We start from the raw sequence: 14,787 nt of genomic DNA on the forward strand, positions 1-14,787 counted from the left end.
GGGTGTTTTTTCCGTAATTCAAGGGCGGCTGAGCGCGGCGACCTGGATCCGGTTTCGGCCGTCCTCCTTGGCGGCGTAGAGGCCCTCGTCGGCGAGGCGGATCAGGCCGTCAACGTTGCCTACCGGTCCGAGGGCACATCCTCCGCTGACCGTCACGGGAATTTCGACCCCCGCCACCAGGAACGGGCGGATTTCCACGGCCATGCGGATCCGGTTGGCGACGATCAGGGCACCGTCCAGGTCGGTGCGCGGCAGGACGACGAGGAATTCCTCGCCGCCCCACCGGCCCGCCACGTCTTCCTCGCGGAGCTCGCCGCGGAGACGTTCGGCGAACCCGGAGAGTACGGCGTCGCCGGCCGGGTGCCCGTGGCCATCGTTGACCCGCTTGAAATGGTCGATGTCGAGCAGGAGCACGCACAGAGGATCATCGTGTCGCACGGCGTCGGACTGGAGCCGCGCAAGTTCCTCTTCGAGGTGCCTGCGATTGTGCAGTCCGGTCAGCGCGTCGGTGCGGCTGAGCAGGTCGAGTTCAGCGTTGCGCTGGCGGAGCTGGTCCTGCAGCTTCTTGACGTGTGCCGCCGCGGCCACGCGGGCGACGAGCTCGGCGGGCTCGAACGGTTTCTTGAGGTAGTCGTGCGCCCCGCCGCGCAGTCCGCGCAGCACATCCTGCATGTCCGTGAGTGTGGTCAGGAAGACGACCGGCAGGTCGCGCAGCAGCGGGTCGGCCTTGAGTTCGGCGAGAACCTCGTAGCCGTCGAGACCGGGCATTTCGATGTCGAGGAGAATCACGTCCGGCGGCGATTGTTGGCAGTATTCGAGCGCCGCGGACCCGTCGACAGCCTCGACGACGCGGTAGCCCTCCGCTTCGAGGTAAGAACGGACCACGGCGCGGATCACGAGCGAGTCGTCGGTGATCAGCACGGTCGGTGGCTCGGCGCCGGGATCGATCACAGTCGCGCCGCCAATGCATCGGGGTCGGCCACCAGCATCAGCCGGCCGTCCATGTCGATCGTTCCCGAGACGTACGAACGCCCTCGCCCGGTGGAGGCCGGGCGGATGTCGGTGGCCGCGATCCGTCGCAACCCGTCGACGGCGTCGACGAGCAGCCCGAACGTGGTGTCACCGGATTCGACGACGAGGACGTAACCGCCGGTGTCGCCTGCGCCACCGAGCACGGAAATGACGGTGAGCGGCGGCTGGCCGGGTAGGATCCCGGCGATGTCGCTCGCCGTGCCCGGGATTGCCCGCAGGTCGGCGGCGGTGCGCACGCCGCGGGTGGACTCGACCGGGAGGCAGTATTCGGTGCCTGCGGTGTGGAAGCAGACCATGGTCGTCATCGTCGTGTCCGATCATGTTCGGTGCCGTCGCGCCGGGTTGCGCCGCTCAGCCTGCTGTCTAGTAACTTACGGAGTTCCGCCGGAGCGTACCCCTCCAGCCCCTGCGGGATCATGCCGGACGAGGAGTCCGGCAGGGCACGTCGGGCCGCGCCGAAGGCACGCCGTGCCGATGTACGGTCGCCGGCCGCTTCGAATGCGAGTCCGAGGTGGAGGTGCGCGATCGGGTCGTCGGGGGCGAGGTACGCCCACTTGCGGAAGATGACGACGGCGCCGCCCTGGTCATGTTCCGCGAGGGCCCGCTGGCCGGTGAGAACGAGCCCGGCGATGATGGGAGCCAGGTCCGCTCCGTCTTCGGCGGCGACGGGGACAGGTATGGGAAGGAGATCCGGGATCGGTTGCGCACGGGGGGCCGAGGAGGCCGGGGTGCGCATCGGCATCCGTTTCGCTGCTCCCGCTGGAGTCGCATCGGGAACACGGAACGACCGGTAGGCATAGCTGTCCCCGATCCGAAGAGTCTCGTAGCGTTCGCCGACACCCCGGACCGTCTCGGTCGCGCCGAGGATGAGCCAGGCCAGGGGCAGCGCTTCGGCCACGGTGTCCAAAAAGTCTCGGGCGTGTTGGCGGGAGAAGTAGATGAGCACGTTGCGACAGAACACGATCCGGGCCGGCTGGATCCGGGCGGGCAGTGGCTCGATGAGGTTGTGATGCAAGGTGCTGACCCGGGCACGCAGCGCGGGGACGACTTCCCAGGCCGCGCCGACGGGCCTGAGATGGCGCGCGACGCGTTCCGGGCTCAGCCCGGCGATTTCGCGGGTGCTGTACGAAGCGGCCCGGGTGCGCTGCAGGGCCGATGTGGAGACGTCGGTCGCGACGACCGATCCTTCGATGCCGTTCTCTTCGAGGACCATGGCGAGGCTGAACGCCTCCTGCCCGTTCGCGCAGCCTGCGCTCCAGAGCGTCACCGGCGACGGCACTGACGGGAGAATCGCACGGGCGAGCATGTCGAACTGCTCGGGATGGCGGAAGAAGCCCGTTTCCTGAACCGTGACGCGGTTCAGAAGCCTCTGCCGGAGTTCTGAGTCGTGGGCCAGGGCCTCGGGATACCCGTCCGAATCCAGTTCGAGCAGGACGATCTCGTCGCGGATGGAGCGGCGCAACCGGGCGCGCAGGGTTGATTCCGGTCGGAGTCCCACCGCTGTCCTGAGCAGCTCGGCCACGCGGTTGATGACGTCCTCCGACGGGTCCCGTTCGGTCACGCCGTCACCGCCGACGCCGTGCGCACGATTGTCGCCGCGAGCTGCCCGAGGGGCACGAGACCGCTCAACGCCCCGAGGTCCCACGCTGCCTGCGGCATCCCGAAGACAGCACAACTCTCCTGGTCCTGCCCGAAGGTGTGGCCGTTCTGGCGGTGGATCTCAAGCAGTCCCCTGGCACCGTCATCACCCATACCGGTCAGGATGACCCCGATCGCGGCTGATGCGGCCTGCTCGGCGACGGACCGGAACAGGACGTCCGCGGACGGTTGGTGGATCGTCACCGGGGTCGTCGCGAGTTCCATCCGCAGTCCGGCCGTTAGCCGCAAGTGCACACCGCCGGGCGCGAAATAGACGTGGCCGGGCCGGACGACCTGACCACTCACCGCGAGCTCGACCGGAAGCGCCGACACGCGGGCCATCCAATCGACGAAGCCGCCCGTGAAGTCGGGATGCAGGTGCTGCACGACCAGCACCGGCGCAGCCAAACCGCCGAGGCCGGCCAGCACCGTGGCCAGCGCCGTAGGACCCCCGGTCGACGCGGCGAGAGCGACGACCGTGTTCCGGCCGTGCGCCACCCGCGTCGACCCGCCCTGGCCGGCCGGTTTGACGCCCAGACGTCGATTCAGTCCTCCGCGCGGGTGCCTGATCGTCTGGACCTTGCTGAGCTGGCGGACTGTGTGGCGAAGCCGGGCTTCGATCTCGGTCGTCCAGACCGTGGGGACCGACAGGGTTTCGAGGGCTCCGGCGACGAGGGCTTCAATCGCCGACGGGGAGCGCCGGTCCGTGAGCCGGGACGAGAGCACCAGGATCGGCGTCGGAACACGGGCCATGACCTGTTCGATGAACTCCTGTCCGGTGCCGTCATCGGTGTGCAGGCCGAGGATGATGACGTCTGGGGCGTCCCGCGTGACGAGTGCGATCGACGCGGCCCCTGTCCTGGTCTGGCCGAAGACGACGATGTCGCCGTCACGTTGCAACACGCGGGTCAGCGGACCGCCGTTGGTCGGGGCATCCTCGACGATGAGTACGCGCACGACCGTCATATCCGGGCTCCGATCAGGCGCTTCACGGCCGTGAGCAGGCTGCCCTCGTCAAAGCCGCTCTTCAGGATGAACCCGTCGGCGCCCGCATCGAGACCCCGCTGCCTGTCCGCCTCGCTCGACCGTGAGCTGAGGATGAGCACGGGGATGTTCGTGAATGCGGGGTCCGCGCGGACCGCTTCCGTCAGTTCGAATCCGTCCATGTTGGGCATCTCGATGTCGGTGAGGATCAGCTCGGCGGCCTCCTCGGCGAGCCGGGCCAGGGCATCCGTGCCGTCGACGGCGACGCGGACGTCGAACCCCGCCCGTTCCAGGATGCTCCGCTGCAACTCCCGGATGGTGAGCGCGTCGTCCACGACGAGGATGCGCTGACGAGACGGTGCGACAGCGTCGGCACCCTGCTCCGGCGACCGGCCCCTGTCATTCTGGCGGGCACGGTGGATGAGGCCGGGCGGGTCGAGCACGATGAGCACGGAACCGTCCGGTTCGACGCTCGCACCCGCGACCGCCGGAAGGTGCGCCACCGCACCGCTCAGACCCGTGACGACGACATCGCGCTGTCCGACGAGGCGGTCGACCTGGAAACCGAAGCGGCGGGCCGTGTCGGCGAGGACCACGATCGGCCCGGTGCCCGGCCCGACGGCGGCCAGGTCAAGAGTCGCGGCGAGCGTCGCCACGGCGACGGGCTGGTCATCGACCATGATCACCGGCCGGCCCTCGACACTCGAGGCATCGGACGGGTCGAAACCCTGGGACAGCACGACCCGGTGGAACGGCAGGGCGAACCGCTGGCCGCCGGACTCGACAAGAAGGCACCGCAGTACCGCAAGCGTGATCGGCACGATGACCCGGAATTCCGTGCCGAGGCCGGGCCTCGAGCGTACCTCGACGCGCCCGTGTGCCGCTTCGACGTTGGCGCGCACGACATCGAGGCCGACGCCGCGCCCGGAGAGGTCGGTCACGATCCTGGTCGTCGACAGTCCGGCGTGGAAGACCAGGTGCAGGACGTCGTCCTCGCTCATTCCCCGGGTGTCGATGCCCTCGCGTTCCGCCTGTTCCCGGACCCGTGCAGTGTCGATGCCGCCGCCGTCGTCGGTGACGGCGATGATGACCTCGGAGCCGAGTTGCATGGCGTGCAAACGGATGCTGCCGTCCGCCGGCTTCCCCGTGGCGAGCCGCTGCGTGGTGTCCTCGATACCATGGTCGACGGCGTTCCTCACGAGGTGCAGCAGCACGTCGGACAGTTGCACAAGCATGCTCCGGTCGAGTTCGGTGTCGGCGCCCCGCACCTCCCAGTTGATCGTCTTGCCCGCCGCGCGCGCCAGGTCGCGCACGGCGCGCTGGAGTCGGTCGGTGATGGTGGCCAGGGCGATCATCCTGGTGCGCATGGCACGGTTCTGCAGTTCGTTGAGGGTACGTGAGAGGTCGGTGAATTCGGTGGCCAGCGTCGGGTCGACGCCGAATTTCTCGGTCAGCATCCGGCCGACCCGGAGGTGCGCCGAGGCCGATTCCCCGATCAGCCGCACCAGTTCGTCCAGACGTTCCATCGGCACCAGGACGGCGCCCCCGGAGTCCCTGGCCCACGCGGTCTCCAGTACGGGGATCTCGGGGGGTTCCGACGCCGGTACGACCACGCCCGACTCCACCGCGACAAGGGAATCGCCGGGCCCGGTTTCACGCGGCTCCGTTTCGCCGTGGTCCCCTGCGCCCGGTTCCGGGTGATCACCGTCCCTGGTTCCGGCGATGACGCGGCCGAGACGGTCTACTCCGACAAGGAGCACGTCGATGATGTCCGCGGTGACGGCCTGAGTGCCGGCCCGCAGGCCCGCCACGATGTCCTCGAGCTCGTGGGCCTGGTGGCTCACGGCGTCGAGCCCCGCGACGGCAGAGGATCCCTTGAGGGTGTGCAGTTCGCGGAAGATGGACCGGATCAGGGTCTCGTCTTCGCCGTGCTGTTCCAGCTGGAGCAGCAGCTGGTCGAGATGCGCGAGCCGCACCTCGGCCTCCTGATTGAACAGTTCCCGCACCTCTTCGATGCCGAGCACGTTCAGCCGCCGATTCTGCCGGCGATGGCGATCTCGGTGCCGCGTCCGGTTCTCGCGGCCGACAGCAGCACGTCGGGATCGAGCAGCACGGCCACCCGCTTGTCCACACGATAGACGCCGGCAGTGCCGGGAAGGTCCGACGGCCCGATGGCGGTACCGAGGGCGACCCGCTGCGGGAGGGCCGTCACCGAAAGCCCGACGGGGCCGTGCCCGGTCTGCAGGATGACCGCGAACGCCAGCGGTCCCGCGTCGGGTAGTTGCAGCAGCCTCGCGGTGTCGAGGAGTGGGACGATCTGCCCCCGCAGGTTGAAGAGGCCGAGCACGTGAGGCGGCGCCGTGACCAGTCTGGTGAGGTCCGGCGGGGTGACGACCTGACTGACCCGGACGATCGGCACCGCAAAGAGATCGGAGCCGACCGCGAGCAGCAACGCCTGGATTTGGTTCATGCGAGCATCCGGGTCATGGTCGGCCGGTGCCGGCACCCGCGGTCTCGAGATTGTGTGCGAGATCGGCAAGGTCTCCGGCAGAACCGGCGATCTGCTGTGCCGTGATCGAGATCTGGCGGCTGGCGTCGGTGAGCTGCTCCATGGTCTCGACGACCTGCGCTGTCGCACTGCGCTGCTGCTGGGTGGTGAGGCTGACCTGTTCGTTGGCGTCGGTCACAGCCTCGAGCTGCACGAGGCCCAGCTGCATCTGCTTTGCGCCCTTCTCCATCGCCATGACCGTGGCGTTCGTCTCCCGCTGCACGCCCTTCACGATCGCCGCGATGTCGCCTGCGGACGCCTTGGACCGTTCCGCGAGCCGGCGGACCTCGTCGGCGACGACCGCAAAACCGCGCCCGTGCTCTCCCGCACGTGCCGCTTCTATCGCGGCGTTGAGGGCGAGCAGGTTGGTCTGGTCGGCGATGTCGTTGATGAGCACGAGCAACACGTCGATGTCATTGACCCGCTCGGCGAGGGCGAGCGTGCGCTCGCTCGAACGGTTGATATCGGTTTCGGCCTGCACCAGGTTGTGCCTGGTCTCGGCGGCCTGACGGGCGACCGCGTCGACGGTGTCCGCGATCGCGACGGACGACCGCGCGAGTTCCTCCGTGGTCGCTGTCGCCTCGGTGACCGCAGCGCTCTGCTGGGTCGTGATCGCGGCCAGTTCGTCGGACGACGCCGACAGCTCTGTCGCCGCGGAATTCACTTCGATCCCTGCAGAGCCCAGCTGGGAGATCAGCGTCTGCGAGGTGGCCAGCATGGCATTGAGGGATTCGGCGAGGGTCACGAGCTCGGCGGCACCGCTGGGCCTGGCTCGCGCAGCGAGGTCTCCGCCGGCCGCCTTGTGCGCCACCGCACTGAGCTGCCGGACCGAGCGAATCGTGCTCCACGCCAGCGCGGTCGAGACCACCACCGCGAGCACGGCGCCGAGGACGACGAGGAGGGTCGCGCGTTGCGTCTGGTCAGTCACAGGGGCGAGCACTGTGCCGGCCTGCTCCTTTACGACGAGGACCCAGTTCAGGTCCTTGACCACGTCGAAACCGCCGAAGACGTCATGGCCCCGATAGTCGATGAACCGGGCGGTGCCGGCTACGTGGGTGTCCAAGGCTTCCCGAGTCGCCGCCGTGTCGACGACCGTCGACAGCGCTCCACCTTCGAGGAGGGACACCCCGTCGCTGACCTTCATCGGCGACGCGGTGTCGTAGATCAGCTTGTCCTGCGAGTCGGACACCACGATTTCGTCGCCGGCGTTGAGTTCGGGATTGAGAAGTGTGGCGAGCACTGCCGGGTCGAGATCCGCGATCAGTACGGCGCGGACGTGACCGTCGGCATCCGTGATCGGCTGGGCCATGATCCAGTCGATCTGCTTTCCCTCGCGGACCAGCGAGGTGACCACCGTCTTGCCGGACGTCGCAGCCTGGAACCAGACGAGTCCAGAGGGTGCTATCTGGATATTGGGGCGGCTCGTCGCCAGGACCTTGCCGGAGACATCGGCAATCTCGAGCAGTGTATAGCTACCGTACGCCTTATCGAGTCCGGCCAGTTGGGTGGCCGTTTCGGGAGAGTCGAACGGCTCTGCGACCCTCGTCGCCACCACCGCCAGGTCAGTCCGGCGCTCTCCAAGCCAGTTCTCCAGCTGCAGGGTGATCGCGCGCGCAACGGTGACGCCCTTATCCTGGGCGGCGGCGGCGAGGCTCGTTGCGGACTGTTGGGTGAGCAGCACGGCCAGTAAGACCATCAGCGGCACCGAGACGAGCAGGCTCGCTGCGACCAGCTGAACACCGAATCGACGGGGTAGACGGCGGAGGCGTCGCAAGAACGCCGGGTGCACGGGAGCCTCGGCTCCGCCGGCTCGACGCTCGGAAATCGGGCGGGGAGAGACGGTTGCAGGCATGGTCTTCAACTCTGGCGTGCTCACGTGGTGCCGGTCCTGTCCATTCGGTAGACCGGCTCACCCGAGGGTCCCGTGCCTTTGCGACCCCGCCTCTCGACGGGTGTGCCTTCTGCAACTGACAGATCGGACGAATTCGCCCGATGAATCACCTGATTCGTACTTTAGCAGTCAGGAAGGGCGTCGGGCGGGGCGGTGGGCGCGGCAGCGGGCGCGGCCGACGGGCGTACCAGGCCGAGCGCGGCCTTGAGCTGCGCCTCGGCGTCCTCGTCCTCGGAAAGGCTCCCCCCCCTGCTCGCGGACAGGTTCGCCTCAATGACGGCTCGGAGCACCTCGTCGCGCTGGATCCTGACACCGCGCGGGGCATCGACGCCGATGCGGATGCTGTCGCCGCGCACATCGAGGACGGTGATGACGATGTCATCGCCGATGAGGATTTTCTCCCCCGGTTTGCGCGTGAGAACCAGCATCATGCCAGCCTAGCGCGGGCATCGGGCGTGTCAGGGAGGCGGCCTGCGCGCGGTCCGAGCGTCGCGGACGCTGCTGGGGCACCGTCGACCCAGCCGACCGGAATCCCGAGGTCGTCGACGGTTTCCGGGGAGGACGTCGTCGTCGACCCGACCACGGCGACCGCGTCGATCGGAATGATCGCCGCGACCCGCCCGACCCAGTCGGCCGTGTCCGAGGGCTTCCGGCCGGCATCCACCACGGCCCAGGTCTGGTCCGCGCCGACCATGAGCAGGTCACCGCCGAGGTACTCGCGGTCCCCCGGGGTCTCGCCGATGCCGAAGGCGAGGAAACACGTGCGCCCGCGGGCGACTCCCCCGGCGCGCGCAGCGAGGGCAGAGCGCCGGTCGTCGACGCGACGGGCCCCCTCCGACACCACGGAGCCGGCCACGAGCACCTCGGCGGCCCCGTCCATTGCGGCCATCATCCCGGCGACACGCAAGGTCTCCGCGGGCGCGCCGACGAGCACGACGAGGTCTCCGGGGTGCGTGAAGGGTCGCGGCACGGCCGCCGTGCCCGCGCGTCCTGGCCACGGATGCCCGGCCCGGGTCGAAAGAGTCGCGGGCCGTTCGTGTGTCCCCGCGTTCCGCGGCGATCCGGCACCGGTCGCGGAACCCGACGGCTCCGGCTCGCGCACGGGCCCGGGCAGCGCCCCGGACACCCGCTCAGGAACCGGCTCGGCGACGGTGAAGGTGAGTTCGTCCATCAGCTGGGCGAAGCCGGCGGACCCGGTCGACAGGAGCGGGGTCTGGACCGAGGCTCGCGGCCTCCCGAGGGTTCCCGCATCGTCGGCCCCGTCGGCGTCCTCGAGCAGGGCGAGGATCCCGAGCCGGGCGGCGCGTCCGGGATGGGCGTCGCCGTTTCCGGCGCCGGCAACGGCACCGTCACCGTCACCGTCACCGTGCTCGTCGCGCTCGAGCGGCATCATCCGCACCGGCTGGGCGTGCGCGGCTCGGCGGCGCCGCTCGGGCACTTCGACCGTGACCTCGTAGTGGCGGCTGGCGAAGAAGCCGCGGATGCCGCCGACCGTGACGCGTTCGGCGGAGATTATGCGGGCATCCGCCCCGTGTTCGGCGAGGATGCGTGCCTTCAGTTCCGGAAGCGTCGGACCGTCAAGCTGAAATCGTTTCGGTTCCACGGACCACCCCCACGGTCTCGATGGCGACGTTCGCGGAGGTGACCTCGAGGTAGGACAGCACGGGGAGCCCGCCGGTCTGCGCGGAGACGAGCCGGTGGATCGCCGGGCGGAGGGCCGGGGCGCAGACGAGCACGGCGGTCAGCCCGCTCGCCTCGACGGTGGCGAGCGAGGCCTTGAGCGAGCCCAGGATCGCGTCGATCCGCGCGGGTTCAAGCATGATCTGGGTGCCCTGCTCTGAGGCGCGCATGCCCTCGAGCAGGGACTGCTCGAGACCGGGCTCGATCATGATCACGCGGAGCAGGCCCTCGTCGAGGTATTGGGCGGCGAGAGCCGGGCCGAGGCCCTGCCTCGCGGCCTCGATCAGGCCCTCAGGGTCGGTCGATGCCTTCGCCCGGAGCGAGAGCGCCTCGTAGATCCGGGAGAGGTCGTTGATCGGGATCTTCTCCATAAGGAGGCCCTGGAGCACCCGCTGCACCTCGGCGAGGGACAGCATGCCGGGGATCAGGTCGTCGACGGCCGCCGGGTTGACCTGCTTGACGCCGTCGGTCAGCACCCGCACATCCTCCCGGGTGAGCAGCCGTGCCGCATTTCCGGTGACGATCGAGGAGAGGTGGGTCACGAGCACGGACACCCGGTCGATGACGGTCGCGCCGGCCATCTCCGCGCTGTGCCGCATCTCGCTCGGCACCCACTTGCCGGCGAGGCCGAAGACCGGCTCGACGGTCGCGGTGCCCGGCAGGCCCTCGAGGTTGTCACCGAGGGCGAGCACCTTGCCGGACGGCGCGAGCCCGCGGCCGGCCTCGACGCCGGCGATGCGGATGACGTAGGTCGCGGAGGGCAGTTCGACGCTGTCGCGGGTGCGGACCGGTGGAACGACGACGCCGAGGTCGATCGCAATCTTGCGGCGGAGGGCCCGTACCCGGGCGAGCAGGTCGTCCTGGGCTCCGGAGACGAGGTCGACGAGATCGGAGGCGAGCAGGATCTCGAGGGCGTGCACCCGCATCGACTCGATCAGATCCTCCGGGGTGTCCGAGCGCACCGGCGCCCGTTCGGCCACGACGGCGGCCGCCTTCCTGGCCTGCTCGCGGGCTTCGCTCGCCTTGATCCGCTGGGAGACGAGCAGCAGGCTCGCCCCGGCGACCACGAACGGGAGGATCGGCATCCCGGGAATGAGTGCCATCAGCAGGGCCGCGCCGCCGGCGATCATGAGCGCGTTGCGGGACTGGGTGAGCTGCGCGGATGCGGTCGCCCCGATGTCGGACTCGGCGTTGGACCTGGTCACGATCATGCCGGTGGACACGGCCATCAGGAGGGCTGGGATCTGGGTGACGAGCCCGTCGCCGATGGTCAGGAGCGAGTACGTGCTCATCGCGTCGGTGATCGACATGCCGCGCTGGATCATCCCGATGCCGATGCCACCGACGAGGTTGATGATGATGATGATGATCCCGGCGATCGCGTCACCCTTGACGAACTTCGACGCGCCGTCCATCGCGCCGTAGAAGTCGGCCTCCGCGGAGACCTCCGCCCGGCGTTCCCTGGCCTGGGTGTCGGTGATCAGGCCGGCGTTGAGGTCGGCGTCGATCGCCATCTGCTTGCCGGGCATGGCATCGAGGGTGAACCGGGCTCCGACCTCGGCGACCCGCTCGGCGCCCTTGGTGACGACGACGAACTGGATCACGACGAGGATCAGGAAGATCACGGCGCCGATGATGATCGACCCGCCGACGGCGACCTGGCCGAACGAGGCGATCACCTGGCCGGCGTAGCCGTCGCCGAGCACCAGGCGGGTGGATGCGACGTTGAGGCCCAGCCGGAACAGGGTCGCCACGAGGAGGAGGGACGGGAACACCGAGAAGTCGAGCGGCTTCTTGACGAACATGGTCGTGAGCAGCACCACGAGGCCGAGCAGGATGTTGACGATGATGAGCATGTCGAGGAGCACGGCGGGGACCGGGACGACGAGGAGCAGGATGATGCCGACGACGCCGATCGGGACGGCGAGCCTGGCGAGGGTGGTCTTCATCGGGAACCTCCGGTGGAGTGAGCGGCGGAGCGGGAGGCGGAGCGGGAGGGTGAACCGGGAGCGGATGCCCCGGAGAACACGGGCGACGCGGCGTGGACGGCCTGGGTGAGGGTGTGCACGCCGGCGTCCTCGCCGTAGCCGGTCGTGTACCCGGAGCCGCGCGCCGAGCCGCGGGTCTTGAGCGCGAGCACGAAGGCGAGCACGCGGGCGACGGCGTTGTAGAGCTCGACCGGGATCTCGTCACCGAGCTTGCAGGCGCTGTGCAGGGCACGGGCGAGCGGGATGTCGCGCACGATCGGCACGCCGTCGGTCGCCGCCTGCTCGCGGATGCGCAGCGCGATGACGCCTGCCCCCGTCGCGACGACCCTCGGTGCCGACTTACCCGGCTCGTAGCGGAGGGCGACGGCGAAGTGGGTCGGGTTGACGAGCACGACGTCGGCGGTCGAGACGGATGCGATCATCCGGTTCCGGCTCATGGCGAGCTGCCGGGAGCGGCGTTGCGACTTGATCCGTGGGTCGCCTTCCGAGCTCTTGTTCTCGTCGGTGACCTCTTTTTTGGTCATCCGGGTGCGTTTGCGGTTGCGGCGCATCACCACGAAGACGTCGGCGGCGGCGAGCACGAGGCCGGACACGACGGCCGCCTGCACGAGCGAGGCGGCGCCTCCCCCTGCCGCGTCGATCAGGGCGGCGACCGGAAGGCCGCCCGCGGTCATCAGGATCGGGGCGAGCCCCTGGATCACCAGGGTCAGCACGACGCCGACCGCCGCGGTCTTCAGTAGTGCCTTGACGCCCTGCCAGACCGCCTGGCCGCCGAAGGTGCGGCCGAGCCCGGTGACGAGGTTGAACTGGTCGTACTTGCCCTCGAGTTTCTTGAGGTGGACGCCGCCCTGGGCGGCGGCACCGATGAGCACGACGGCGAACACGGTCGCGAGCATCGGGGTCAGGGTGCCGGCGAGAGAGGAGAACGCGTCGCCCATCAGCTGCTCGGCGAGTTCGGGGCTCGGATTCGCGACGATCGCGTGCAGTCCGTCGAGCTGGCTGGCGCCGGCCTGGGACCCGAGGCTGATCGTGACGGGGGCGAGGGCGGCGGCGGCGCCGATTCCGATCCACGCGGTGAGGTCCTGCGACTTGGAGAGCTGGCCCTTGGCGCGGACCTCCTTCATCCGCTTATCGGTGGCCTGCTCGGTCTTTTCGCCGGAGTCCGACATCTATTTCACCCCGAGCATGGTCGTCACAGCGGTGTCGGTGAGGGCGGACACGATGCGCGGAAGCGCGACGAAGGCGCTCGCGCCGAGGGTGAGGGTGATCAGGATCTTGAGCGGGAAGCCGAGGGCGAAGGCGTTGAGCGCGGGCGCGACCCGGGTGAGCAGGCCGAGGCCGGCATCCGCGAGGAAGAGCACGACGATGAGCGGTCCGGCGATCTGAACGGCGGAGAGCAGCAGCTGGCCGACGGCGTTCGTGGCGGCCTGGACCGGTGCGGCGAGGTCCATACCTCCGCCGATAGGGATGGCCGTGAAGCTCCGGGTCAGGCCGCCGATGATGAGCTGGTAGCCGCCGGACGCGAAGAGGAGCGCGAGGGCGGTCATCTGGTAGAGCCGGGTGAACATGGCTCCGTTGACCATCGCCTGCGGGTCGAAGCCCTGGGCGAGCTGGAAGCCGCCGAACTGGTCGATCAGGTTGCCGGCCGACTGCACGGCGGAGAACACGATCAGCACGAGAAAGCCGAGCATGCCGCCGACGACGATTTCGAGCAGGAGCGCGAGGATGAAGCCACCCGTGTCCGGGGACACGTAACCGGGGGTCACGACGGGCGAAACGGCGAGGGCAAGCCCGAGGGAGAGCATGCCCTTGATCCGGAGCGGGAACGCGTTGTAGGAGAACGGCGGGGCGATCACGAGGAAGGCGATGAGGCGCACCCCGGCGAGCATGACGGCCTCGATCCAGGTGAAGTCGAGGGTGATGTTCATCAGCCGCCGCCGATGAGGGTCGGGATCTTGTCGAAGAGCGCGGTCGTGAAGGAGACGATCTCGGAGATCATCCAGTGCCCGCAGATGAGCAGGGCGATGCAGACGGCGATCGCCTTGGGCACGAAGGAGAGCGTCACCTCCTGGATCTGTGTGATGGACTGCAGCAGGGAGATCGCGAAACCGACGACGAGGGCGGTGATCAGGATCGGCGCGGAGAGCTTGCCCGCGACGATGATCGCCTGCATGCCGATGTCGAGGATGGCGTTGGTGTCCATCAGCCACCCCGGTAACTGGTGATGAGGGTCGTGATGATCAGTCCCCAGCCGTCGACGAGCACGAACAGCAGGATCTTGAACGGGAGCGAGATCATCACCGGCGGCAGCATCATCATGCCCATCGACATCAGGGCGGCGGAGACGACGATGTCGATGACGAGGAACGGGATGAAGATGACGAAGCCGATGATGAAGGCTGCGCGCAGCTCGGAGATCATGAACGCCGGGATCAGGGTGAGAAGGGACACCGCGTCGCGGCTGACCGGGTTGGCCTGGTCGGCGGCCCGGGTCATCAGGGCGAGGTCTTCTTCGCGGGTGTGGGCGAGCATGAAGGTGCGCAACGGCGCAGAGCCGATCGTGACCGCGTCGTCGAACGAGAGCGTGCCGTTCAGGTAGGGCTGCAGCGCGTGGTTGTTGATGTCGGTGAGCACGGGCGCCATGATGAACAGCGACAGGAACAGGGCGAGGCCCGCGAGCACCTGGTTCGGCGGGATCGACGGGAGCGCGAGGGCGTTCCGGGTCATCGCGAGCACCACGAAGATCTTGGTGAAGCTCGTCATCATCAGCAGGAGCGCCGGGGCGACCGAGAGCAGGGTGATGCCGATCAGGGTCACGATCGCCGAGGACGGCGAACCGTCCGGACCGTTGATGTCGACGCTCAGGCCTGCGCCTGACGCGGGCGTCGGGGTGCTCGGCGCCACCGGGTCGACGGGAGCGACCGGGGCGATCGTCGCGGCGTGGCCTGCGCTCGCGGCGAGCAGCACGACGGCGAGGACGATGACGAGTACGAGCGCCGCCATCACGAGGAGTCTGGTGAAACGCA

Annotated in this window: 14 protein-coding genes and 1 riboswitch; all 14 genes read right to left on the reverse strand. The window is 68.9% G+C overall.

Annotated features, from left to right (window positions below; genetic code table 11):
- Positions 1 to 18: 18 nt before the first annotated feature.
- Entirely contained in the window at positions 19 to 951 is a 933-nt protein-coding gene (locus RCH22_RS08375; protein ID WP_327013567.1) for a diguanylate cyclase, read from the reverse strand.
- Entirely contained in the window at positions 948 to 1,337 is a 390-nt protein-coding gene (locus RCH22_RS08380; RefSeq protein ID WP_327013568.1) for a chemotaxis protein CheW, read from the reverse strand. The genes RCH22_RS08375 and RCH22_RS08380 overlap by 4 nt, the downstream gene beginning before the upstream one ends.
- Positions 1,334 to 2,593 carry a protein-glutamate O-methyltransferase CheR gene (locus RCH22_RS08385; RefSeq protein WP_327013569.1) on the reverse strand — a complete coding sequence of 420 codons (1,260 nt, stop codon included), beginning with the start codon at positions 2,591 to 2,593 and terminating at the stop codon, positions 1,334 to 1,336. The genes RCH22_RS08380 and RCH22_RS08385 overlap by 4 nt, the downstream gene beginning before the upstream one ends.
- Positions 2,590 to 3,636 carry a chemotaxis protein CheB gene (locus RCH22_RS08390; RefSeq protein WP_327013570.1) on the reverse strand — a complete coding sequence of 349 codons (1,047 nt, stop codon included), beginning with the start codon at positions 3,634 to 3,636 and terminating at the stop codon, positions 2,590 to 2,592. Before RCH22_RS08390 ends, RCH22_RS08385 begins: the two co-directional genes overlap by 4 nt.
- Positions 3,633 to 5,678: a response regulator gene (locus tag RCH22_RS08395; protein ID WP_327013571.1), complete on the reverse strand. Its 2,046-nt coding sequence runs from the start codon at positions 5,676 to 5,678 to the stop codon at positions 3,633 to 3,635. The genes RCH22_RS08390 and RCH22_RS08395 overlap by 4 nt, the downstream gene beginning before the upstream one ends.
- Positions 5,679 to 5,680: 2 nt before the next feature.
- Positions 5,681 to 6,124, reverse strand: a complete 444-nt coding sequence (locus RCH22_RS08400) for a chemotaxis protein CheW (protein WP_327013572.1) — start codon at positions 6,122 to 6,124, stop codon at positions 5,681 to 5,683.
- A 13-nt stretch (positions 6,125 to 6,137) separates the two neighbouring features.
- On the reverse strand, positions 6,138 to 8,054 hold the full coding sequence (locus tag RCH22_RS08405; RefSeq protein WP_327013573.1) for a methyl-accepting chemotaxis protein: 1,917 nt from the start codon (positions 8,052 to 8,054) through the stop codon (positions 6,138 to 6,140).
- Between the two features lie 43 nt (positions 8,055 to 8,097).
- A riboswitch (cyclic di-GMP riboswitch) is annotated at positions 8,098 to 8,171 on the reverse strand.
- A 44-nt stretch (positions 8,172 to 8,215) separates the two neighbouring features.
- Positions 8,216 to 8,524 carry a carbon storage regulator CsrA gene (gene csrA / locus RCH22_RS08410; protein WP_327013574.1) on the reverse strand — a complete coding sequence of 103 codons (309 nt, stop codon included), beginning with the start codon at positions 8,522 to 8,524 and terminating at the stop codon, positions 8,216 to 8,218.
- Positions 8,521 to 9,696: a hypothetical protein gene (locus tag RCH22_RS08415; RefSeq protein ID WP_327013575.1), complete on the reverse strand. Its 1,176-nt coding sequence runs from the start codon at positions 9,694 to 9,696 to the stop codon at positions 8,521 to 8,523. The genes csrA and RCH22_RS08415 overlap by 4 nt, the downstream gene beginning before the upstream one ends.
- The gene (locus RCH22_RS08420; RefSeq protein ID WP_327013576.1) at positions 9,671 to 11,722 is read right to left on the reverse strand and encodes a flagellar biosynthesis protein FlhA; all 2,052 of its coding nucleotides are present in this window, start codon (positions 11,720 to 11,722) and stop codon (positions 9,671 to 9,673) included. Before RCH22_RS08420 ends, RCH22_RS08415 begins: the two co-directional genes overlap by 26 nt.
- Positions 11,719 to 12,930, reverse strand: coding sequence for an EscU/YscU/HrcU family type III secretion system export apparatus switch protein (locus RCH22_RS08425; RefSeq protein WP_327013577.1), 1,212 nt, complete (start codon positions 12,928 to 12,930; stop codon positions 11,719 to 11,721). The genes RCH22_RS08420 and RCH22_RS08425 overlap by 4 nt, the downstream gene beginning before the upstream one ends.
- Complete coding sequence (locus tag RCH22_RS08430; RefSeq protein WP_327013578.1) at positions 12,931 to 13,689, reverse strand: flagellar biosynthetic protein FliR; 759 nt, start codon at positions 13,687 to 13,689, stop codon at positions 12,931 to 12,933. It lies immediately after the preceding gene.
- Complete coding sequence (gene fliQ / locus RCH22_RS08435) at positions 13,689 to 13,964, reverse strand: flagellar biosynthesis protein FliQ (RefSeq protein ID WP_134536511.1); 276 nt, start codon at positions 13,962 to 13,964, stop codon at positions 13,689 to 13,691. Before fliQ ends, RCH22_RS08430 begins: the two co-directional genes overlap by 1 nt.
- Entirely contained in the window at positions 13,964 to 14,764 is an 801-nt protein-coding gene (gene fliP, locus RCH22_RS08440) for a flagellar type III secretion system pore protein FliP (RefSeq protein WP_327015482.1), read from the reverse strand. The genes fliQ and fliP overlap by 1 nt, the downstream gene beginning before the upstream one ends.
- Between the last annotated feature and the right edge of the window lie 23 nt (positions 14,765 to 14,787).

It is taken from the genome of Cryobacterium sp. GrIS_2_6 (genome assembly GCF_035984545.1).
In the GTDB taxonomy this organism is placed as follows: domain Bacteria; phylum Actinomycetota; class Actinomycetes; order Actinomycetales; family Microbacteriaceae; genus Cryobacterium.